Genomic DNA, 23,470 nt, shown 5'->3' on the forward strand with positions numbered 1-23,470 from the left:
GGTTCGAAATAATGTTCACCCAAAAGGCGAATTGATTTTTTTCTGGGCATTCAAGTGTCAGGAACGCTTGCATAGCGCCCAAGGATGGCTTGAGCGGCCCAGAAAATAATCAGTTTGCCGGCCTATTTGTGCATTGTTGAATAGTTACAATTTATAAATTAAAACTACCCATTTAGATGGCCTAGCATCGCTTGCCGCTTTTTGGTGTTTGCCAGCAAGCGACTAAAAACTCAGGCCGCCGTTATTGACTCACATGAAAAAAATCGAAATCGGCATAACCGCCACTACTTTTCGAACCAAAATTAAATAGCGCAAACCGGTAACCCATAAAGTGCGCTAGGTCATAAGACATCTGTAGCGTGTTACCAATGTCTCGCCAGGTGGTGCCATCCAAGCTGTAGGCAAATGTGGCATCGTCCACTTGGTTGCGAAAATCGCCGTGTACGCGCAAGTAAACGAGGTCAGTATCCAGAGGCACCCTTTCCACCTCCTGCGGCATACCCGTCTGGGCGTTAACCATAGTTACAGCGCGATTACTGCCGTTTTGGGTTACCCCCACAAATCCATATTTCGACTGTAAAGCACCAATACCCGCGGTATCGCCATCTTTTAGGCCACTCACATCGATGGCGACAACGCCTGTACTCGTCGGCCCGAACATGCGTTGCGTTAACGTATTACGCGTTGCGGTAAAACTACTGTCGGTACGTGTATTGGTAATTCGTAAATAACCTGGACGCTCGGAAAGCGACCAACCCGCAGGGTCGGGGTTATGGTTCCACTGCCACACCAAATCTAACGGGCTAGTCGAAAATTCATCGGAACGCACAATGCCCTGCATGCCTTTATCTTCAACTTCAAAACCGAGTGTTTGCGGTGCTTTTCCGTCCACGCCAACCACCGGCCAATCATCCTGCCAAGTTACTGGGACTAACCAAGGAATTCGGCCAACAGCCCCACTATCGCGAAATGCATACAAGTACCAATCGCCTTCGGCTGTGCTTATGTATTGGCCTTGCGCTACGCCGCGATCTTGTAAAGCGACCCGTCCTTCATAGGGACCGGTAATTGATTTCGAACGATGAATAATTTGTGTGCGGGAGGATCCAGAAGGCCAGCAAATATTGGAAACGTAATACCAGCCATTAATTTTTTGTATCTGCGTGCCCTCTGCCGTGAGGATAAAATTCGAGCCCGCCACCGAAGAAGCTTTGGTGATAATTTGCTGATTCACGCCACCGGCTTTAACGCCGGTAAAATCGTCATTAATTTCAACTAAACGAATATCATCGTGGCCATAAGCCAAATAATTACGGCCGTCATCGTCCAACAAAAGCGAAGCATCGTGATACAAAGCGGGAAGGACAGTTTGAGTCCAGCTGCCCCCTTCAATATTATTGGTGCGCCAGATATAGGTTCGGTTTGTGGTGTAAGAAAACGATGTAACGTAAAAAGTGCCATCTTTATAATTTATGCTGCTAGCCCATGTCCCACGGCTGTAAGCGTTAGCGCCATTCATATTCAGTGCGTTGTTATTTGAATCCAGTGCCGTGTGGGCGTAGTTAACAACCTCCCAATTCACCAAGTCTGTTGATTTCATGATCGGCACGCCCGGATTCAAATGCATGGTGGTGCTGCTCATGTAATACACATCACCAACCCGCACAACGGACATATCAGGCACATCCGCCCAGATATTAGGGTTGCCCGCCTCCACCGTTGGATACTCGGGTTCCTCTAGCTCGCCATTGTCTGAATACACCGCAAATCCAGACAAAGTGGCGTTGTCCACACTGGGGCTTAGGGTTATTGTCAGGCTGCCATCGGCAACAGCAATATCGTTTACGGCTTGCGTGAAAGCGGCATCGTGACCAACACGTTCGAATACATCTAAATCGATGAGAACCGCCTGCCCCTCGACCGTTACGTTAAAGACTCTTGCCCCTTCGGCGTTGTGAAAAAGCTCGCTGAAGTAAAGCCGCACACTGTATTGCGCATCAGAAACCGGTACCTCATAGGCATAGTCGCCATAGCGCTCTGATTGGAAAACGGCATCGCCTTCGGTGCCGGAGATAGCATCACCACTGGCGTACACCCCACCTCCGCGTGCGAATTTATCGGCGTCGAACTCAACGCCATCAACCAATGCACTTTGGCCCCCGGCGTTTACCGCAACCACCAAACGCGCCGCCGTTACACCCTCGCTCGAACTATTAAATGATGCGCTCTTGGATGAATCAGATGAGAGGCTGGATGGCACGCTGCTAGTTGACGAACTGTTAGAGGCGCTGGAAGAACTGCCTTCAGGCTGCCCATTACCGCTGCAGGCCACAAGTACCCATGTCATCAATGGCAGGGTGACTAATGTCAAAATATTACTTGTGCGTTTTACTGACATATTTATTCCCAATTGAATCTCTGTAACAAAAATAGGTGCGCTAAAAAAGCCGGTTATCGCAGCCAGGCATTGGTACCCATCGCGCCATCGCCAGCCTGTGGCGCAGAAATACAGGCACAGCCAAAGGCGCACCAGCGCACGGGGTGTTCTTCAGGTAAAAATAAGAGGGGCAAACGGCCCGATGTTTTAAGGCCGCCGCGCAAAGCCTGCAGACACAGGCGTATCAATTAAAACCTAAGGTGGGGTGTTAATAACCCGCCGCCTAATGCGATAAAGAACCGGGAATACCAGCAGCAACCACAAATACGACACAGCACCCGCCACAACGCTGGAGCCGGAAGAAGAACTAGTTGCAGAGCTAGTGACAGAACTCGATGATGTAGAAGCCATTGAAGAAAGGGATGAAGCACTAGATGACGAAGGTGAGCTACTTGATGATGGAGGGGTACCGTCTAATTTGACCAAGATTCCGCTCAAAGAACCATTGTCGATTTCAGTAGAAACGGTGATATCGAGGAAACCATCGGTTACCGCTATATTGAATACCGGTGGCGTATAAGCCGTGTCGTGCCCTACTTCGCTGAACAGGTCAATATTAGTCAAAACGGGCTGCCCTTCAATTTCAACACTAAACTGCCGGCCACCGACTGCTTCATGAAACAATTCGGCAAAGTGCAGGGTCACGCTATAGTTTCCCGTATCAACCGGAATTTGATAACTGAAATCGCCGAAGCGTTCGCTGTTAAAAACCTTAGAATTCGCAGCATCCATAATGGTGTCGGTAACGGCATACACCGTGCCGTTAGTGAAGCGCACATCAGGCTGGTAAAACACATTATTGTGGTAGTCGCCCGTAGCGCCGCCCACGTTAATAGCCGCGATAACGTCTTGCCCGTTCAACGGTTCAAAACCACGGGTGCCGGCTTCCGTCACTTTACAGGTCTCGCCCCATTCAACGCCCCAGCCATCGCGATCACTATCTGAGCCCATGTCACAACAGACCGGGTTGCCCTCGGTAGTACCGCAATCTTCCGGCTCGCCTGTCACCTCATACCAGTTGAAATTCAAACGACCCTTGGCTCGGAAATACACATTGTGAACGCCTGAAACCCCAGTAAGTGCGGCTGTTACGGTACGAAACGTATTCAAGCCGCCTGTAGCGGGCACTTGCACGGTACCGATAAGGTCGCCCGTTTCACTGCCGGTTCTCATTTCAAGCGTGGTAGCCGAATTCGCCGCAACATGGACTTCAATAATGTTGGCCCCGGTCTGAAAATCCATTTTAGAGACGCGGTACCAGTCGTTATTATCCATTTGCACGTGCATGGAGCCGTCACTGTTGCGCTCGGTTTCGATACCCGACTGGCCGTCAAAAATCTCGGCTTCGGTTTTACCAAAAGGGTCGAAATTCTGAATTTGCGCAACGCCTTCACGGGTGGGCGTAACGCGGTTTATCGCGCTGCCGCTATAGGTAAGGTAGTCCACGTTCATAGAGCGCTGGTAAATACTGCCTCTGCCATTACCAGGTCCGCTAGACCACACAGTTTGGTTATGATAAAAGGCGTAAGACTGCCCTTTGTAATCAATAAACGAGTGGTGATTGTTGCCGTTGTAATTATCCCAAGGCTGCGGGATTACCGTGCCCTGGTGGGTGTAGCCCGTCATGGGATTATTACTGGTCATGTATTCGATGGTCGGCGCGCCGCCGGTGTAGTCTTTCGAGTAGGTAAAGTAGTAAACACCATTGCGCTTATGAATATAGGAAGCCTCGAAGAAGTTAGGCGCATCCACTGTAACCGCCGGCCCATCTGGCCCTAGGAGGTCATCAGTCAACTTCACAATACGCGCCTGCCCCGGTCCGCCGCCACCAAAGGTTACGTAAACAGAATTATCGTCATCCACAAGCACGCCCGGATCAAAAAGCCACTGAACGTTGGCGTTTTCCGTATTCCGAGAGCTAATTACGGCAGAACCTTTAATATCTACATAGGGCCCTTCTGGATGGTCTGCTACTAAAATGCCGAGGCCAGAAGTGACATTAGGGAAAATCAGATAAAATTTACCGTCGCGCTCAAACATATCAGGCGCATATGCGCCGAACGCCCATGTTGTATGGCTTTTTGTACCGAAGATAATGCCGTGATCCTGCCAGTTGACCATATCGTCGCTGGACCACAGGAAATAGTCCTGCAGTTCGCCATAAGAAGTGGATCCATCGGGGTCGTGAGTGGTAATCACATAAACGCGATCGTTAAATACGCGTGCCGAAGGGTCGGCCGTGTAAACATGAGAAACCAAAGGGTTGTCGGCACTGGCTACAGCGGCCAACCCCGTGATGAGGCTTGCGAATGCCCCGTACCCAAAACACTTAGCCGCCTTTGCGATTAATCCAGATTTATGCGTATTATTAATCATATGGATCCACTCTCATTATTCTTATAAATGACCGACAACCATCGTTTGCCGGCAATCCAAGCCAACACCCTTGGGTAGTAGAAAAGTAACAATTAATGCATACAAAAATAACCTAAATATGGATGTTTTAACCAAAGAGGCAGATTTTTATACTTTTAGAGTCTAATATTTAAAGCGCAGGCTAAATTTCGGTGTTTAATTGTGAACGCTATCACGCAAATATTTTGGGCATATATGCTTGTAAACATTGATAGCAAAGGGGTTATCACAGCGACGATAAGGAGATGAGACGTTTAATAGGGGATGAGACATTCGCTGAGACTTCTTAGAAATGAAGTCCCACAGCTATGCAAAAAAAGGCTATTCAACCGTCGCTAAAATTTTCCTAAGGCGCTAGGCTGAGCAATAATGTCTAGATCAATTGAACAATATCGGTACTAAACGCTAACCTAAGTAAACGCCGGAATAGTCACAAAAAAAACAAACGGTCGATTTAAACGATGGGCCGAAAAATACAATCCATCGATGATTACCCTCACTTTTATTGTCGCCTTTATTACACTATCGCAAAAACGTGCAAGGGAGCTTCCATTGCGGTGCTTGCATTAGGGGCGAGGCAATAATAGTTTGTCCAATTAGGCGAAGAGATCGGCTTTCTTATCGAGGCGCTCGAAGGGGCGCATGCCGGGGCATGTAACGCTTTGAGCAACGAAGGTAAGAATGTCGAGATCAAGCATTAGTGGATGAAATATTGTTTCCTCGTCCCTTACGGTAAAGGGCGAAAATAATTTATTAATAATTCAAATAAAAATATAACGATAATAAAAACCTATGCACACTTTTTATAGAGATACCATTAGCCTAGTACTGATTTTAATGCTAGCTACAATAGTGGGCGTTTACCTGGGCTACAGCAGTTCTCACGTAAAAACCTCTCTGACACCGCTAGCCCTTTCAGACATACAGTGGTGGCCCTTTATTGAAGCAAAGGATCAGGCTCAAGGCGCAAGCTTAACGGTAACAAGCTTAAGCGACGTCATCGACTACCAGCTTTTTCTACCCGAGAAACAAGCTACCCCCTACACAGCCTATACCTTTCAATTTGGCAATAAGGGCGACCATTCGACACAGTTTGACTTGAGCGCCTACGACAGCATTAACTTTAGCATTGCCTGCGCCCCGCAAAACGTATTGCTATTTAACCTTTTCACCCACGATAAAGTCACACAACAAGGCGACCCTGATAGCCAACGGACTAATTCAATTTTTCTATCCTGCGATTCCAGCTGGAAAGCCATGGAGGTCGGGGTGAAGACGCTAGATACCCCCGACTGGTGGATAAACAAGTTTGGCCTGGAGCTTTCTGACGATTACTACGACTTAACCCGCGCCTACCGCTTCAGTATTGTGAATTCCCTGCAAAGCCCAAGGGGCATAACATCACACGTTAGGGTAAAGGATGTGGAACTAAGGGGAAGAAAGTACGGTTACTTGTATGCCAGCCTTTTACTGGTAGCGATGAGTTGGGCCGGCGCTATTTTCTATATTTCACGGCGTTACTTTAACCACCTTATTTTAGATGTTAAGAAAAAAGTTAAGGGCGACAAGCAGATTATCGCCTATAAAGAGCTAACTATTACGCCACAAAAAAACAAAGAGACAAGCGACGTACTACGTTTTATGGCCACACGATACGCCGATGGGGAATTAAGCTTAGAATCGGCCTGCAAAGAACTAGGCATTAACCGCACCAAAATTAACGACATACTGCGTGCAGAACTAGACCTCACCTTCAACACTTATTTGAATAAACTGCGCATTACCGAAGCGGCACGACTTTTAACCGAAAATAAATGTGCGGCGATTGCAGAAATTGCTTACGCGGTGGGCTATAACAACGTGTCTTATTTTAGTAAGTTATTTAAGGCTGAATACAACTGCACACCAAAAACATTCAAGCAGCTTTATAGTGAAGAGCAATAAAAACACCGCTGACATATACGAAGCTAACATCTTCGAATTAGGGGCTGGGAAGTCGCAGAGGCTATACCCAGCAGTAGCCCTAGACTATTGCCTCGCTCATTAAGTCTCAACAGATTCAGAGTTTCGCATGGCTTTATAGGTTTTGGGCGTGCACGTGTATTCATCTTTGAACAATTTATTAAAATAAGACACATTTTTATAGCCAACGGAATAGGCAATTTCAGCTACGTTCGCGCTATCGCTTTCAGCTAATAATCGTGCAGCTTCCAACAACCGAAGCTTATTCAAATAAGCGCTAAACGTTAAGCCGGAAGCCTCTTTAAGCACTGTATTAATTTTAATTCGGTTAACCCCCAATACCGACACCGCCAAATCCACACTAAGATTAGGATCTGCATACTCTGAAGACATATAGGCCAGTACGGCACTTTTGTTTTTGTCGCCCTGCGATTCCAACGACAATTCTCTTTGCACATAAAATTGCTCATCGGTCTTAGATTTTTCACCTAAAACAATCCTCAAGGCTTGCGTGTATCCCCTGAATAGCCAAAAAATAAAGCCACTCCAAAGCAATGCAAAAACTATGGCCATACACACAAGCCAAGCCCATATTCGGCCTTGAATGGCCAAACCCTCAATCCTAACCTGCGACATCTTCTGCAAAGGGCTCTGCGCAGAAATACCAAAATTAAAATGGGTCGACTTTTGTAGCGAGTAGGAACGACTAGAGAGATCGACACTAAAATCGCGTAACCACCAATCGGGGACTTCTAAATGGTGAATATCAATCGACACAAGACTTGCCAGAGGGTTACACGCGAAATGCGCCATTGCCGGACGATGGCTTATGGCTGAGTTAGGCTTAGTAATTAAAGGGTCTAGTGTGCTAATCGTGAATGTTAGGGTGTTGGCTAAATTACAGGTAGCCATAAATGAAATGGTTTTATATTTCGAAAGGTCCACAAAAGCGACGTCAGATTCTGGCAAAGTCAGCGTCAAGGCGACTCCTGCATAAGGTCCGTCATCACTGGGGTAAAGCATGTAGCTGTAATCAAGCAAAGCATCGGCTTCGTTAATCACCGCTGTCGAACGGCCAGTTAACTGGCCATCCGAGTGCGCCGAGGCACTCCAAGGCAGCTCACTCTGCGCCAGCGGAAAAAATTGATGCTTAACATAAGATTGCGGAATACACACCGCAGCAACAATGATTGAAAGCAATAATAAAGCCGAAAACACCGCAACGGCTTTTCGATAAAATTCTGACATTAAACGTATGTCCCATCAGACTTGAATAGATAAAGGTTACATGTGATGCAACCACGGCGCTCGACCCTAGTTATAATTTAGACTATATCCATCAACCCATAAGTCGCAAAGAATGACCCTGCCGCCAACCGAGGGAGTTTAACGCAAAAGCGAGCAAGCCGAAATCGACAGGGTCGAAATTTTAACACAAGCAGTATTCATTTTTTGGGGATAACGACTGAGTGCCATAGCAAAGAAAGCTGGTACTGCGGCCGGTCAAATGTCCATGGGGCTGGTTTGATGCGGTCGACGTGCTGCTTCAGGAATAACTGGGCGCCCCTCCGAGCTTGCGCTCTCACTACCTTTTTGCTTGGGATCAAAGACGGTATTGGTTGAAAGCAGTACCTATAAAAATGCCTAGATGAGGATACTAGCCTGATGCGGCAGATGTCTATATTAAGTAATTTAGGTATAGTTATAGGTATAGTCAGTTTGGTCTATATGTAGGCATATTCCTATATGTGACCATGGTAGTGAATCAAATGTTAAGTTTTAATTTGGTGTGTCGATGAAAGGTTTTTTAGTTGCATCTGCGTTACTGCTGATCACGCTGGCAGTTAGGATATGGGATACTCCGACTCCTGAGGAGTTGGCGACGAGAATAGCTGAATTAGAGAAAAGAAGTCTTCCTGTAATGCTTTCCGATACCGTAAGGCTAGAAGAGCACTATGCATCTGGTAATGAGGTCTTCATATCTTATACCCTGACAGATATGGAAGAAGGTTGCTACGCAGAGTGCGAGCACGAATACCACTTATTGGAAAATGCAAAGTTCAATCTATGTAACACTCGGGCATCACTATCAAACATGAAAAAAGGTGTTGTTTTCACCTTTAAGTATTATGACAATAACGGCGCTATTATGGCTCAAGAAACGATGAAAGCCGCCGACTGCACTTAAAAAACTTAACCAAGCCATCATGCTGACAGCTTTTCCGTTGCTTAATTTTGCGGCGAAAATGACTGCCACAAAAATAAACAACTACAAAGCTGCTGCATATAGCGGCGTTATAATTTCTCGGGAGTCGCCTGTGGAAAAATACGAAAATTCATATTTTGGAATTGCAGTCGAGTTTCCAGAAAAGTGGAGACATTTTTATTGGGGAAATCGGCGTCCGGGGACATCTTTAAAAAATCCGCAAAGGCATCAAACTTCAAATGATGATCCACCAGACGAAATACAAACAGAGAAACAACTATTCTCATCATTTTCAAGAATTAAGGAAAGTCCTTCAATTATGTCTTCAGCATTTGATTTGGCTGTATATTGGAGACCAGATGGTTATGAACATTCGGCTGAAATGGTAAAAAGAGAGTGCGAGATAAATAGAACAATTGGCGATTATTGTGTGCTCGGTAATAATGGGTCGTATATTCTTCTTGAGGAAGACTGTGAAAAATTTGTTCTAAGACGGAAGTTTATTGCATGGGAAGTTAGAGATGGACTCTGGTTAAATGCCATGGTCTCGGGCGACTCAAAAGAAAATTTTGATATCTCTGAGAATGTCTTCAATGGCATGACTCAGCTATAAAATTCTAACAATCGCAGTCTGTCGGAACGCCTTTCCGTTCCTTCGTCACTACAAGTCGTCCGCAAATTTGGGCGTTATTACATATGAACCGAAGGAATGAATAATGAGAACACTAATGCTACTCTTATCCACTTTGTTAGCGCCGCATTTATTTGCATTAGAGATTTCAGATCCAAAGATTATCGCAATGGCCAGCGAAGGTGCGCCGAATAATGTAACGTCAAGCGCAACAATAATGAAATTTGTAAGCGGTGAATTCCAAATTATCAGAAAGGGAGATAACAACTTCACTTGTATGGTGATAAGTGACCCTCAAGGCAGATATGAACCATCGTGTTTCAACGATGAGGCAATGAATTCAGTTTTTCCTACTTACCAATTTCAAATGAAGCACCTATATCTAGGTAAATCACATGACGTGGTAAATGAATTAATTGAAGACGAGTTTAAAAAAGGTAATTTACCTACTGCCGATCATGGGTCTTTGGTTTATATGATGTCTCCTAACAATAAGTGGTTTAATGCTGACATTAACAAATTGCAACCAACGCCAGTTCATCAAATGTACTATTACCCCAAGCTTCCAGAAAAAACGTTTTCGCTTTCCAGTAAAGGCGTTTTTATGTGGCAAGGGTATCCACACCTAACAGCCCTTATTGTAGTTGTTGAAGAAAGTAAGCCATAACCAAGCCATCATGCAGACAGCTATTCCGCCGCTCGGTTTTGTACTCTTAAAAAAGCTAGCGTAAAACCGATCAACGACATAGCGGCATCTTATAGCGGCGTAATGTGCAATAATTTTCGAATCCGCTAAAACATTATGTGTTAAACGAGATTAAGAAGAGGATAGCTAGATGAAGATAATGTATAGAGTAGCGCTGACTGTTGTTTGCTTTTTCGCCGCGATAGCTTGTTATAGTTTCGGTATTCCGGCGGGCGGCATTGTGTTTCTCGTTTTGGGGTTAGTTTTTGAAGGGCTGTTTTGGACGGGTATATTCGGTAAAAAGAAAAGAGCGTCGAGTTAAGTAAAAAGTTTATTCCTATACTACAAATACAATAATGCAGGACAGGCACTCTAAAGAATAGCTGAGGAGTCAGATAGTTTTAGGCTTGGCGTTCTTTATACCTTATGTAGTGATTTGACGAGTGCCTGTCCACGATTACCTATGGGGGCGCAGAGACACTGAAACTTTACCTACGGCTGACTGTGCCCGCCCGCATGTAGCTTTTACTGGGTTGTGGGTGATAGGGGGTGCGGATTTGGAATGTAAAACCGTCTCTTTGGTGAAAGCGGATATAGATCGGCTATGCCGAGCTGTGAATAACTGAAGGGGTAAGCTCTATGGATATAGGTTCCGGAATATCAGTGAATGATATTCACTCAAAACTGAATGCTACTGATGTCACTAAAGTGGTGATGATCGAAACAGAAGCAGATATAGCGAAGGAAGTCGAAGCATGCGCTAGAAGATGTGCGAGCTTGGCTGTATGCGGGGGGCGGGGCGCGATGGGGGGGCAGCAGTTTTTGCATGCCGCTGCGCTCATTGATATGAGTGAATATAATGATGTCCGAAAGTTCGACCCTGTTGTTGGCCGCATCTCTGTTCAATCCGGAATCACATGGACAAAATTGTGTGATTTTTTGATCGTGCAGTCCCCTTATGCGGGAATTCAGTGGGGAATTAATCAAAAGCAAACTGGCGCCGACTTTATGAGTATTGGCGGCAGCGTATCAGCAAATGCTCACGGCCGAGGATTGAGGTTTTCTCCTATCGTACAGGATGTAGTTGATTTTACAATTGTCCAATCTGATGGTGCTGTAACTTTTTGTAGTCGCACGCATAATCACGAGCTGTTTTCATTGGTTGTCGGTGGTTATGGTCTTTTTGGGGTGATTTCAGAAGTGACTTTACAGCTTGCCCCTAGGAAAAGGGTAAAAAGAACCGTTGAATTGATTCGGTCTTCTGAGCTTCCTTTCAAGTTTTCTGATCGAATTGCAAGCGGTTACGACTACGGTGATTTTCAGTTTTCGTGTGATGAAAAAAGTGATGACTTTATCAGTAGGGGAGTGTTTTCATGTTATCAGCCGTTGCCTTCGGGTGAAGGCGCTAGCGCAGCAGATGGTGTAGAAAATGACAATATGGCTTTGTCTGAGAACGATTGGCGTCATCTGATTACTTTAGCTCACGAGCAAAAATCTAAAGCTTTTGAGGTGTACTCACAATTTTATTTGGCAACAAGTGGCCAAGAATATTGGTCTGATACACATCAGCTAAGTATCTATATGAACGATTATCATGATGATATTGATAAAGCGTTTGGAGTCCCTTGTAGAGGCTCCGAAATGATTACCGAGCTATATGTACCGCAGGAGCGACTGGAGAAATTCTTAGAGGTCGCTCGACGGGATTTTATTGCCAATAACGTCCACCTTATTTATGGAACTATTCGCCTAATTAAAAGAGACAACGATACTTACCTCCCTTGGGCAAAACAAGATTATGCCTGTGTGATATTCAACTTGCATGTGGACCATATTCAGGAAGGTATATGTAAGGCACAGCTTGATTTTCAGCGATTAATTGATCGTGCACTTGAACTGGGGGGTAGTTTTTTTCTGACTTATCATCGTTGGGCAAGGAAAGATCAGATACTCAATGCCTATCCAAATTTTGTCAGCTTTTTAAAGCTTAAACATAAATATGACAAGAGTGGAGTTTTTTCAAGTGATTGGTATCGGCACTATGTTGAATTGTTTGCGGCTGAACTAAGCACAGAAGATGCTCTGAAGGGGGGATGTTTGTGATTGACTGGAAACCAAGTAAAACAGCAACGCTTATTGCTAAGAGCGTTGTTTTGCAAGCTGCCGATCCTCGTCGCCAACCGTTGATTGACAGCGGCGTCTTAGTTTCATGCGAACAAAGTCTATTATCGCTAGGAGCATCTGGACGAGTGTTTTTGTCACTGGTGCAATTTAGGCTATTTCGGAAGCTCGTGTATTTTCTAGAGTGGTGCATGCTGCCTGGTATTCAATTGCATTACTTAGCTCGAAAAAAGTATATTTATAATCTATTGAAAGATGCAGTTGAAAGCGGTGTTGATCAGATTGTTATTTTGGGAGCTGGCTGTGATGGTTTAAGTCAGCGTATTGTTGGCGAAAAGCATACCCTGAAAGTATTTGACGTGGATCACCCTGCAACTATGGGGGGGGCAGATGTAAAGGGAAGGGATAATGCTATTGTTCGGGTGCCTAGTAAGCTGGACGAGAGTGGTTTAGCCGAGAGGCTGTATTTGGCTGGTTTTGATCGTTCTTTGAAAACTATTGTAGTTGCTGAGGGCGTATTAATGTATCTCTCCAAGGGAGAGGTTGGAAGCTTACTTATTGAGCTATCCCATTTAGCGGATGAAAGGCCAGCTATTATTTTCACCTACATAGATTGTGTGCCACGAGCGGACATATCGTTCAAAAACTCACATAAATTAGTGACCTGGTGGCTAAAAAGAAGCGATGAGCCTTTTCGCTCGGGGAGTGATGCCTCGTCTCTCAGGTGCCTGCTAGGTGAGGCTAGCTATAGAATTCATAAAGATGCTGATCACAAAGTACTGGCAAATGAGGTATTGAAGTTTGTAGGGTTAGCTGATGAGGTATTGGCTATCGGCGAGCGCGTTGTATTGGCTTATTAGCTGTTGGATATGCTCAAGGGGCAGCAACAATACAGGACAGGAACCCTTAAAAAATAACGACACCCAAATACATTATAAAAACTAGACCTCCTCTACTTTCAAGAAATTTCTCGCTCATAGACCCAAAACACACAATACCCCCAAAGCTAATGCCTTGGGGGTATTTATGGGTGCAGGAGTGATAGGTGCTAGAATTTGACGAGTGCCTGTCCACGATTATCCACGCGTTTCTCATAAAGACCTCTCCAACACCTAAACGGCTGTTGATTACTAGCGCCAGCTCTAGCCGGCTTCTAACTAAAAAAATATAGTCTAGCGATCGAGGCTGGTCAATAAATGTACAGCTCTGCCGCCAACAATGCAGCGCAACAATGCAGGACAGGCGCACCTAAATACTCAAGCTGAGAACTAAAACACAGCACAATAGCCGTCAATTACAATTTTTAACAGATTTATCAAGCCCATACACCTAGGCTAACGACAATCATAAAATACGATGTACTCACCGGTCTGGAGACACACATGAAGCATTCACGAACATTAGCCCTTGCTGGCTTAGGCCTTACCAGTCTATTGACTGGTTGTGATGGCGGCACGATTACCTACACGCCCAACTCACAAGCCAATAGCTCTGCTAGCAGCATCTCCAGTTCATCATCAAGCATTGATGACTGCGCCATTGGTACCGCTGGCGCACCCGCGTGTTATGCCATCACCCCCAGCAAAGAGCAATGTGCAATCGGTAACTGTGAAGTGGAATACACCACCGCTGATGCTTGTGGCGTAAAGGGGCTGGACGCTCAATTTATTTTTGAAGGCTATGACCCCAGCCGCTGCCAGCCACCTGAATTCGATATCTGCAGCGCCATCAATGGCCGCACCTATTACACCACCACTTTAGAGGAAGGTGGTAGTACGCCGAACGGTGTTAGTAAAATGCATTGGCAAGCAAGCTTTAAAGACGGCCAGCTTTCTTTACTGCAATCGGACTTTGGCATAAGCGGTACTTATAGCTGTAGCAACAACCAAGTGATTGCCACCTTAGATAACGGCAGTGGCAATAAAGAAATGATTATTGAGCTTAGCGAAGACACTACGCAATTTAAACTCGACCCACTAGGTACAGGCGAACTCACCTACGCCTATTCCGAAGCAAAAGATACTGACAGCTGCCGCGGAGTGGCTGGGAAGACCTTCAGTACACCACCGGCCATTAGCAACAACCTAGAAGATGGCCCCACCCTTTTTGAATTTTCCACAGCGCCCAATACAGTGATTTATGGCTATAGCGATATTCGCGAAAGAGGTTATTACGACTGCGACTTAGGCCAGCTGCATGTGCATTTAGAATCCAAACCAACGCCCCTGCTATTCGATGTTAATCGCCATGCCTTTGATATCACTTTACTGGGCGAACCGAACATTACCTTGCCGCAAGTTACTACCCCCATAGCCTGCACCGCGCAATACGCTCCCGTGTGCGCCGCCCAAACGGTACAATGCGTAACAACACCTTGCTACCCTATTCACACGACTTATAGCAATCAATGTGTTGCCGATGCAGCAAAATTACACACCCTTTTTGAAGGCGAATGTGGTGACAAGGAGGGGCAAAGTTTTGTTGAGCCCACCCCAACTATTTGCCCAGCGAATATTGACCCCGTATGCGGTAAGGTAAAGACCAATATTCAGTGCATTACTGCGCCCTGCCCAAACAGCGAATACAAAACCTTTAACAATAGCTGCGAAGCCAACGCCAACCAAGCGCAAATAAGCTTTAAGGGCTTATGCAGTGACGTAAACTTAGAGCAAACAGTCAGCTTTGAGCAACAACCCACTCGCCTGTATAACGTAAAAAGCGATGCAACATCACCAGGCCCCATGCCACAAGACAGCGGCATTAACATCATTAGCGCAACAATTAGGGATGACATTCTAATGGCCAAATTAGGCTATTCAGGCTGTAATGAGCAACCTATATTCTTTAACGTCGACGCATCAATTCTACTTGCAAGCTTCCCAGAGCAAACGAGCTACACCTTCAGTAAAACTACTGAAGACTTATGCCAAGCGTATTTTGAAACCACCTTTGAATACGACCTATTGCCTATTCGTGGCAACTTCCCCGACCAAGTTGAAGGTAAAGGCGGCTTAATTGTAACGGGCGAGCTTTACCAGCGTTAATCAATACAAGCATAAGGGGCGAGTTGATTTAACCCCTTACCTCACACCAAATACAAAGCCGCACCCTCTTACGGGTATGCGGCTTTTTTTGGCCTAGACTTTTCCAGTACGGTACCGACTAGCAATGAGCTAAGGGGCGTGCATTAAATAACTTCCCGCTTTTGAACTCCTGGGTTCACGCTTGCCTTCGTTAAAAATATTTACAATAGCCAGCTATTACGTCATATTTTTGCCTCGTCAAGCAAGCACCCAAAAACCCAAATTCCAGCAACTTATTCCGTGCACGCCCCTAACGCCCCCAAACGATTATTACCTCGAGCTCAAAGCCAAGCACATCTCAACCATAGATATGAACTAAACTTAACAAAAGTTGAGCCATCAACTTAATATATTTAAGATAAATAAAGGTGAAATATGGCCAATACACGCACCCTTTTAAGTGGCTTATTCATATCAATCAGCGTATTGCTGGCCGCTTGCAGCCAAAATAAAACAGCCTATAAAATATACGATGCAATACCATTAGCTACAAAAAATGAAATTCGTGTACTCATCAGTAAAGAGCAGTACCTGCAAAGGTGCCGCTGGGGCGGGCATGGCTGCTCATCACAAACAACCCTTGCCGAGCTATTTTATATTGATATTCCCACTACACTCACCACTTACTCTCCCGCGAAATTTTCCCCGCTATTGCATAAAATAGCGACAAGCCAAGAGATAGAAGACTTCAGTAAAAACAGTTTAGGCTCTGATACGCTACTGACTATTAAGCATCGAAAAGATTTAGTGTTATGCCAAATATCGGGTGACAACTGCTCAAATAATACAATTTTAACAGCCCCAAGTAACGCCCTCGAAAACTCAGAAAAATACGCGTTAGCGCGCTCTGGCCATTATTTTTTATGGCACGACAAGCTTTACCGACTCCCCACCAACAGTGTATTAAGCGACCTTAGTCTCTCGCCTATATATCAAGCCTTTAAAGCCCGCGTACAAACGGAATTTTCAAGCCTCGACGGCGCCCGTATTCCGCACCAATTAATCGATAACCAATACATTATTGCATTGCGCAGGTACACCCCCGCCAATGAAACACTTTTTGCTTTAGCCTTTGACTTACAGAAACATTCCACCCTGGAAATACACCGCCCCACATCGGTAGCCTCCACGGAGAATAAAGCCACAAAGCCCAAACTCGCCTTACACGCCTCGGCAGCACAACAGCATAATGGTGAACTCCTATTTCTAGTAGAGGAATTCGCTTACGAGGGCTTTAAGAAAACGGTCACACAAACCTCTGTATTTAATAACACCACTAAAATATTTAGCCCTATTGAACCGTTTGAATATACTTATAGCGCACCGACATGGGATACCATTAACCGCCGATTTTTATTAACCAAATGGCGCTCAGGTATTCAGATCAGTGAAATCACTTATTAAGGGGCGAGGTAAAACAAGCCAGAGTAGGCAGCCCTTAAATAATAAAACACCTAAACTTTAGATAGAATAACAATTCGGAACATCAACAAAAAGAACGCTAAGGGGCAGACCGAACGCAGTTTTCCGGCCCAGCGACTAAGCTTGGAAGCAAGGGGGGTTATCGAGGGGCAACAATGAGAATAATATTAAAAATTTATCTTCGCGCGATAAACTCATGCCATGCCGCGGGGTAATCGGCTTCATTCAGCGTTAGCTTTATTATTTCCGGCGGATAGGGTAACGGCGGCACATCTGTAGATGCTGTAGATAATTCACAAGGCAGATATAGCTGAACACGGCAAGCAACCAATAAGTGATGGACTGATTGCAGCCTTTCACTATCTTCTTTTTCAACAGCATCATTAAGTCTTTTTAAATAATAAGCCCCTTCGTGAGCGTATATTTTATCGCCCACTATAGGGTGCCCTAACTCGGCTAACTGGGCGCGTATTTGATGCTTTCGGCCCGTGAGTAATTCGCATTCTACAATCGAAAAACTATTACCGTTAACCACAAACGACTCAATAACATTGAAGTGAGTAGTACTAATTTTACCCAGTTTATTTTTTTGATTTGTAGGTTCTTCGTTTGAATTTTCACTGACATTCACGGGTGTGCAATACATTTTGCAGCGTATTGCACTGTTGGGATTTGTGGCTAGCCGGCATGTAAATGGCTGGCTTTGCCAAGCTGGCTTGCCCCATACAATCGTACGATAAACCTTTTTTTGTAAAATATCTTTAAGCTGAGGCTGCCAAAACTTAGTGCTAGCGTTGTTTTTTGCAAAGAGCACAAACCCGGCTGTTTCTAAGTCTAGGCGATGCAGCGGTTGCGCTTGGGGAAGATTTAATTCGCGGCGCACCAATGCCGTTAAGGTATTATAAATATTACGCGTAGTGCGTTGCACAGGCAGATTGGCAGGCTTGTGTACAATGAGCAACTCAGTATTTTGCCAATAGGCCTTCCAGCATGTATTCACTACTGGCTCAACATATTGCTTTAGACTAAACGCTATTGTGTCTCCGGCGTTTAACGTCGGGTTGCCGGATAGAGTTTTATTTTGTATTTTTAACGACTCAGCAACCAGCGATAAGTCCCAACTTTCTTTTATAAAAAAAGGAAATTGGGCATCTAAAAAATCATAAAGTCGCGTGCCTTGCTGCTTGGCCGCTACTGTCATCAAGAAAGGGGTGCTCATACTTTTATCCACAAAAAGTAGCCACCCGCCCAGGCACCCTTTTCGTTATACAATTTTTCAATTTCAGCAGCACTTACCTTCGCTGAATATATTCTGATTGATTGTAAAACATTTCCATCCCCTCGAATACCCTGCCCTACTTCGCGGCTCGAAGGGAAAACCAGCAGGCCCTTTAACTCCCTGATAAAGGGCCTAGCCTACCCCTAAGGCGCCAAACTATTGATATATTCTTCAACATTAACCCAGCCATCGCCGTCGGCATCTTGCATGGCATCATTAGCATTGCTGGGGTCTAAGCCGTTTTGAGCCTCCCACGTATCGGGCATACCATCGCGGTCGGTATCAACCGGTGCGTTACCGCCAGCAATATTGCCAACAACATTGGGCAACCCAAGCTCGTTTTCATTTTCAATGCCGCGCCAGGTTCCATTCACCTTAGCGCCTTTTGTGCCGTAGGATTTCAGCTCATTAATTAGCAAGGTATCTACAGGGTCTCGTACTTTTGATGCACCAGCATTGGCAATAATATGATTAAGCGCATCTTGTGCCGCTAAAGGGCTTACCGGTGGGTAATCAATATTGGCAGCACTTAACCACGTTATATTGCCGTTCGATAAACCGTAATCGTCACCGGTTAATTGACGAGGGTTATAGGCGCCGTTTTTATCGCCGTCCAGCCAATTGTCTTGTGCGAATATTTCGTAGGCTTTACATTCTTTGGCTAAAGCATCGTTCGCACTTTTTGATAATGGACCAGAGATAAATACACTGCCTAGCATTTGCCCATAAAACCGAACACCGCTGTCGTAAGCACTGCCGCAATTACTGGGAAAGCCCAGCATATAACCCGAATCGCCCCAGTTATACACCACGTTATTAACCCACTGTACCGTGCCGCGCGCTTTAACGTTGCGGGTCCAGTTGTCGATATACAGCGTATTAATAACGGATGAACCTAATTTTGCATCCATCAAACCGCCCGTAGAATGGTTGGCGAGACCTTGCGCAACAATCGAGTTTTGTAGAGTAATACGGCCAAGGTCGCCTTTGTTGTCGGGGTTGATGTCGTAGTTACCGTCGCGGCCCCACGATATAGAGACATGATCGAAAATAATGTCTGTCCCATTCGCTATGGCAACAGAATCTTGGCCGCTTGTACCTACCCTACCCATGCGAAAACGCAGGTAACGCACAATGGTATTGGAAGCTCCCGAAAACGATGTGCCTTGGCCATACAGTACAATGCCGTCACCCGGTGCCGTTTGCCCGGCAATGGTTTGATTTTTCTTGAAAATTAAACGGCTATTTAGGCGAATAACCCCGCCCACATCAAATACGACAATACGATTAGGCTGACTGATGGCATCACGTAAAGACCCGCTACCGCTATCGTTCAAATTAGTAACGTGTACCACTTGGCCACCGCGCCCCCCTATCGCATAACGACCAAAACCCATAGCACCTGGAAAGGCCAATGTTTCACCATCAGGCTCAACGGTAGGTGGCGACGGTGGTGGCGTTTCAGCACAATCGACACCAGTAACGCCAGGCCCAATAATACTTATTGAATCGATATTGGCCAAACCATTGGCGGTATCAGCCACTAGCGATAAAGTATTTACCCCGCCTTGCAGCTGAATAATCACACTCGTGTTTTGCCAGCTAGCCCAGGCGCCGGTTGTTGATAAAACAACAGGGTAAGCACCATCAGCCCCGTTATTGACCAACAACGTACCTGAACGTGGCGCCCCCCCACCGTTCGCAAAGCGCACATTAATACTCGCGCTACCGGCAGTATCGGCAATCACAGACCAACTTAAACCTGCACCGATGGCATTTACGGTATTGGCATAGCCATCGCCATTAAAGCCATCGTGATCCATATCAACCGGCACAGAAAGAGTATTGCAATAACCTACCTGCCCCTCCTCTAATGTAATCGTATTATTTTCTATTGCATTTACACTGCTAGCAGCACTGCTCGATATAGCGCTACTGGATTGCTTACCGCTAGAATACTCAGCACTAGACTGCTCACTACTGGGGAAAGCCATACTCGATACGGAATGGCTCGACGCAGGAGCGCTCGAAAAAAGACTGGATGACGAATTAATTTCATCGCCACCACAAGAAGCCAAACAACTTACCGAAAGCATAAGGGTTAAAGGTTTTAATCTCATAACTGTATCCAATATTATTATTTTTTAAAGATCGGCCTTGTAAATTTTTTCGAAAAATCGAGCTACACAGAAAAGCCCACAGTAAAATTAAGAACTAAAATTTAGGCTAAACATTAATGCCATCACCATCAATACCATTGATACGGTGGTGGGGTTGTTACTTCGGGAGCGTTATTCACCCCCGTTGCGCCATCGTCCACTAAACCATAAAAAATATTTTCCGACTTACTGCTGTAAGCTTCTAAATCACCTTTATACACAGCACTACCCGCGGCGGTTAAGTTATTGCCGAACCAACCCATTGGATAAAAAGCCGACAGCACGCTGGCGTCATCCGTAACATTAAAACTGGCAGCCCCATGATGGGGATTACTGGCCACCCCCAATAACGTTAATGCCCCCACCGTTGCATTCCCCGTTACTGTGCCATTAATAATGGTGGCTTGATTTTCTATGCGTGCATTTTCGCTCACACTCCCCCCTAAAATTTTGGCATAAGGGCCAACATATACACTACTGGGCGTGGTAACTAATGCACAACCGCCACCATTACTGTGGCGTACCGTACCGCTGGGGCATAATGCTTTTACGCCATGATTAAAACCTTCTGGCCATGCACCTTTAATTTCGACCATGTAAGGGTAACGATAAATACTCGGGTAAGCGGTGCCATCCATAGGTTGCTGCCATACGATTTTTTGGTATTGCGTTGGCGCCGCTAACACTACTAGAAAAACGATTTCTTGGTCAGTAATGCAAAAACTCAATTCGCCGCCCACATCACGTTTTAAACGGCTATAACGCGGGTTTTGTAATTGACTGTCTGTAACAACTAAACCCCAACGCCAGCCCGAATTAGCCGCAGCCTGTGTAACGCCACGAAAATTAATCGTCACCGCCTGTGCGCCGGCCTCGGGGTATAAGCGCGTTACGTTGTAACCCCAGCGCTGGGGTGCCCAATAAAAGGGAGCATTAAAACGGCGAGTTTGTTGCCAGTCATAATCCAAGGCCTCTAACTGGGTTAAGCGTAAGCGGCGCTGGGTATAGTTAGAAGCCGTATCGGTAATATTGCCGTAAGCACTGCGGTAAACCGCCCCCTGGTCGGTGCCATCGGGATTGCGGTAATCCCATGTCACGTTATGCATAGCCCACTCACCAAAGGTGTCGTTTAATTGCTCTATATCCCAACCTTGGTTATTCATTAATTTTTGGAAAGGGTCACCTTGGCCGCTCGGTGCACTGGCTGTCCACATTTGGTTAACAGCGCTGGGGCAATGCTTGTCTTTGATATACTCAAAAAATTGCCAATTACAATAACGGTTACGGGTGTTGCCGTAATGTAAATGTGCGCTATTCGCGAGCATTTCGGAGCAATGCACATTATCGCGGAATATTTGATGCGGCATCCAATTGGCATGGCTTTCGTAAATCCAACAACTGCTACCCCCACAATCGGGGAAAGCAGGCGTTAAAGATTGCACCCCGTGCATAAATTCGTGCGCTAAACCCCACTGGTCATTGGCTGCACTAGGCCCCACCCACATACCGGGAATACTAATACCTTGGTAATTCCACGCTCCGCCCCACAGCGGAAATTCGTTATCAAAATGAATGGTCGCTTTATATTTTGTTGCGCTATCGCAGTAAGGCTCGGGGAAATTAATAGCAGAGTTAAAATATTTATCCCAAATCATTTCTAATGTGGTTGCCGCTTGCTGAGCACCCGCAATATCAATATTGGTACCGTCAGGCCAATAAAAAGCAAAGTGCTCGCTTTCGTAGCGCAGTGGCTGACCATCACTCCCGGTCGGGGTTGTACTCCAAGTACCTGCCGTACAACTGTTAGTTGCCGTGGTTGGGCAGCTATCCGCCCACTGGGTTTGCGTCGTCCCCGTTTCACAAGCTTGCGGGTTCGGGTTATTAACCGATGACGACGAAGCCACGCTAGAAACAACGCCCTCACTACTGGATGCCAAAGTACAAGCAACCGCCGTAACGCCGCTTTCCATTACCCATAATGCATCAATATTTGGCAAGCCGGCATCGCTTTCAGCGGTTAAATAAAGCGTGTTTTCTCCCGCCAGCAAACTCACCGTAACGCTTTGCGTTTGGTAATTAGTCCACAGGTCGGTGGCCTCAAACGCAACTGCACCCTGACTAAGGCCACCCACATAAATACCCGCTACGCGTGCTGCCGCACCACCATTGGCATAACGCCAGGCCAAAGTATAACTGCCCATTTCGCGGGCATTAATTTTCCACGTAATGCCACTTGCAACAGCATTAGCCGCATTGGCATAGCCGGTGCCCGTAAAACCGGCATGCGTATTTTCAACCACGCCGTCTACTGCACAAAAACCCATTTGGTTTTCTTCGATCACCAATGCCTGAGTGGCACTGCTACTAAAACTTTCGCTACTTAATCCAAAGCTAGAGCTGATGCTGGAGTTATTTACCCCAGCGGCACTGCTTATAGAAATTGAAGGAGAAGAAAGTGAGCTTGCCGCCTGACTCATAGCGGTTGAGCTACTTTGCGTTACCCCACCACCGCAGGCCGATAACCCAACCGCGACTAAGGCCGTAATACTGAGCCTGTATATTTTCACTTTTCTTCGCCCTCTACTTTTTAGAACAAGGCAATAATAGTTTATCCAATGTGGCGCCCTTCTCTAAACGCTAAAGAGCGCACGCCAGAGATCGAACAACATCAATATCTACGGATATCGGCCTTATGTAACACAGTATAAAAAGCACAAAGCTACAAAAGCCAACATCAAGCATTAATGGATAAAATAATATTTACTCGCCCTTTTTTTATTGAATAGATAACCGTTGGATAGGTAATCGTTGGATGGACAATAATTGGTATGACCTACTCGATACTTAAAGTCACTTTAATCTGCCGAAAAAACAGGATACAGCGTAATCAACATACTCACTTTGCTTTTTGGGGCGTAATGTGAAGGCATCGACTTAAATTGGTAAGGCCTAAACAGAGAGTGATTTACGCATGCGCTCTTAAGCTCAGAATTCAATAATGACTTTGTTAATAGTCATTAGGGACGAGGCAATAATAGTTTATCCAATTAGGCGAAGAGATCGGCTTTCT

At 45.6% G+C, this 23,470-nt stretch carries 15 protein-coding genes; 9 read left to right on the plus strand and 6 right to left on the minus strand.

Annotated elements, in window-relative coordinates; translation table 11 throughout:
* Positions 1–241 precede the first annotated feature (241 nt).
* Positions 242–2,398: a beta-xylosidase family glycoside hydrolase gene (locus AC3A8L_RS08595; protein WP_487961830.1), complete on the minus strand. Its 2,157-nt coding sequence runs from the start codon at positions 2,396–2,398 to the stop codon at positions 242–244.
* A gap of 234 nt (positions 2,399–2,632) precedes the next feature.
* Positions 2,633–4,813, minus strand: coding sequence for a family 43 glycosylhydrolase (locus tag AC3A8L_RS08600; RefSeq protein ID WP_487961831.1), 2,181 nt, complete (start codon positions 4,811–4,813; stop codon positions 2,633–2,635).
* Between the two features lie 831 nt (positions 4,814–5,644).
* Here AC3A8L_RS08600 and AC3A8L_RS08605 point away from each other — a divergent pair.
* Positions 5,645–6,796: a helix-turn-helix domain-containing protein gene (locus AC3A8L_RS08605; RefSeq protein WP_487961832.1), complete on the plus strand. Its 1,152-nt coding sequence runs from the start codon at positions 5,645–5,647 to the stop codon at positions 6,794–6,796.
* A gap of 99 nt (positions 6,797–6,895) precedes the next feature.
* Here AC3A8L_RS08605 and AC3A8L_RS08610 read toward each other — a convergent pair whose 3' ends face one another.
* Complete coding sequence (locus AC3A8L_RS08610; RefSeq protein ID WP_487961833.1) at positions 6,896–8,062, minus strand: helix-turn-helix domain-containing protein; 1,167 nt, start codon at positions 8,060–8,062, stop codon at positions 6,896–6,898.
* A gap of 547 nt (positions 8,063–8,609) precedes the next feature.
* Here AC3A8L_RS08610 and AC3A8L_RS08615 point away from each other — a divergent pair.
* From AC3A8L_RS08615 to AC3A8L_RS08650, 8 genes are all read left to right on the plus strand, one after another.
* Positions 8,610–9,002 (plus strand): hypothetical protein, encoded by a 393-nt coding sequence (locus AC3A8L_RS08615; protein ID WP_487961834.1) that lies wholly within the window; start codon positions 8,610–8,612, stop codon positions 9,000–9,002.
* Positions 9,003–9,021: 19 nt separating this feature from the next.
* Complete coding sequence (locus AC3A8L_RS08620; RefSeq protein WP_487961835.1) at positions 9,022–9,633, plus strand: hypothetical protein; 612 nt, start codon at positions 9,022–9,024, stop codon at positions 9,631–9,633.
* Between the two features lie 103 nt (positions 9,634–9,736).
* The gene (locus AC3A8L_RS08625; protein ID WP_487961836.1) at positions 9,737–10,318 is read left to right on the plus strand and encodes a chromate transporter; all 582 of its coding nucleotides are present in this window, start codon (positions 9,737–9,739) and stop codon (positions 10,316–10,318) included.
* 169 nt (positions 10,319–10,487) lie between these two features.
* The gene (locus AC3A8L_RS08630; RefSeq protein ID WP_487961837.1) at positions 10,488–10,658 is read left to right on the plus strand and encodes a hypothetical protein; all 171 of its coding nucleotides are present in this window, start codon (positions 10,488–10,490) and stop codon (positions 10,656–10,658) included.
* Positions 10,659–10,999: 341 nt separating this feature from the next.
* Positions 11,000–12,439, plus strand: a complete 1,440-nt coding sequence (locus AC3A8L_RS08635) for an FAD-binding protein (protein WP_487961838.1) — start codon at positions 11,000–11,002, stop codon at positions 12,437–12,439.
* The gene (locus AC3A8L_RS08640; RefSeq protein ID WP_487961839.1) at positions 12,436–13,317 is read left to right on the plus strand and encodes a class I SAM-dependent methyltransferase; all 882 of its coding nucleotides are present in this window, start codon (positions 12,436–12,438) and stop codon (positions 13,315–13,317) included. The genes AC3A8L_RS08635 and AC3A8L_RS08640 overlap by 4 nt, the downstream gene beginning before the upstream one ends.
* A 522-nt stretch (positions 13,318–13,839) precedes the next feature.
* Positions 13,840–15,501 carry a hypothetical protein gene (locus AC3A8L_RS08645; protein ID WP_487961840.1) on the plus strand — a complete coding sequence of 554 codons (1,662 nt, stop codon included), beginning with the start codon at positions 13,840–13,842 and terminating at the stop codon, positions 15,499–15,501.
* A 414-nt stretch (positions 15,502–15,915) separates the two neighbouring features.
* Positions 15,916–16,944 (plus strand): hypothetical protein, encoded by a 1,029-nt coding sequence (locus tag AC3A8L_RS08650; RefSeq protein ID WP_487961841.1) that lies wholly within the window; start codon positions 15,916–15,918, stop codon positions 16,942–16,944.
* A 193-nt stretch (positions 16,945–17,137) separates the two neighbouring features.
* Here AC3A8L_RS08650 and AC3A8L_RS08655 read toward each other — a convergent pair whose 3' ends face one another.
* The 3 genes from AC3A8L_RS08655 to AC3A8L_RS08665 all read right to left on the minus strand — a co-directional run bounded on the left by AC3A8L_RS08655 (position 17,138) and on the right by AC3A8L_RS08665 (position 22,967).
* On the minus strand, positions 17,138–18,181 hold the full coding sequence (locus tag AC3A8L_RS08655) for an RluA family pseudouridine synthase (RefSeq protein WP_487961842.1): 1,044 nt from the start codon (positions 18,179–18,181) through the stop codon (positions 17,138–17,140).
* Positions 18,182–18,384: 203 nt separating this feature from the next.
* Positions 18,385–20,361 carry a hypothetical protein gene (locus AC3A8L_RS08660; protein WP_487961843.1) on the minus strand — a complete coding sequence of 659 codons (1,977 nt, stop codon included), beginning with the start codon at positions 20,359–20,361 and terminating at the stop codon, positions 18,385–18,387.
* Positions 20,362–20,489: 128 nt separating this feature from the next.
* Positions 20,490–22,967, minus strand: a complete 2,478-nt coding sequence (locus AC3A8L_RS08665; RefSeq protein ID WP_487961844.1) for a DUF6055 domain-containing protein — start codon at positions 22,965–22,967, stop codon at positions 20,490–20,492.
* Positions 22,968–23,470 lie beyond the last annotated feature (503 nt).

It is taken from the genome of Marinagarivorans sp., assembly GCF_982758155.1.

Coding starts and splice junctions, on each gene's coding strand:
- AC3A8L_RS08595 (WP_487961830.1), bottom strand. CDS start 2,398: ATGTCAGTAAAACGCACAAGTAATATTTTGACATTAGTCACCCTGCCA.
- AC3A8L_RS08600 (WP_487961831.1), bottom strand. CDS start 4,813: ATGATTAATAATACGCATAAATCTGGATTAATCGCAAAGGCGGCTAAG.
- AC3A8L_RS08605 (WP_487961832.1), top strand. CDS start 5,645: ATGCACACTTTTTATAGAGATACCATTAGCCTAGTACTGATTTTAATG.
- AC3A8L_RS08610 (WP_487961833.1), bottom strand. CDS start 8,062: ATGTCAGAATTTTATCGAAAAGCCGTTGCGGTGTTTTCGGCTTTATTA.
- AC3A8L_RS08615 (WP_487961834.1), top strand. CDS start 8,610: ATGAAAGGTTTTTTAGTTGCATCTGCGTTACTGCTGATCACGCTGGCA.
- AC3A8L_RS08620 (WP_487961835.1), top strand. CDS start 9,022: ATGCTGACAGCTTTTCCGTTGCTTAATTTTGCGGCGAAAATGACTGCC.
- AC3A8L_RS08625 (WP_487961836.1), top strand. CDS start 9,737: ATGAGAACACTAATGCTACTCTTATCCACTTTGTTAGCGCCGCATTTA.
- AC3A8L_RS08630 (WP_487961837.1), top strand. CDS start 10,488: ATGAAGATAATGTATAGAGTAGCGCTGACTGTTGTTTGCTTTTTCGCC.
- AC3A8L_RS08645 (WP_487961840.1), top strand. CDS start 13,840: ATGAAGCATTCACGAACATTAGCCCTTGCTGGCTTAGGCCTTACCAGT.
- AC3A8L_RS08650 (WP_487961841.1), top strand. CDS start 15,916: ATGGCCAATACACGCACCCTTTTAAGTGGCTTATTCATATCAATCAGC.
- AC3A8L_RS08655 (WP_487961842.1), bottom strand. CDS start 18,181: ATGAGCACCCCTTTCTTGATGACAGTAGCGGCCAAGCAGCAAGGCACG.
- AC3A8L_RS08660 (WP_487961843.1), bottom strand. CDS start 20,361: ATGAGATTAAAACCTTTAACCCTTATGCTTTCGGTAAGTTGTTTGGCT.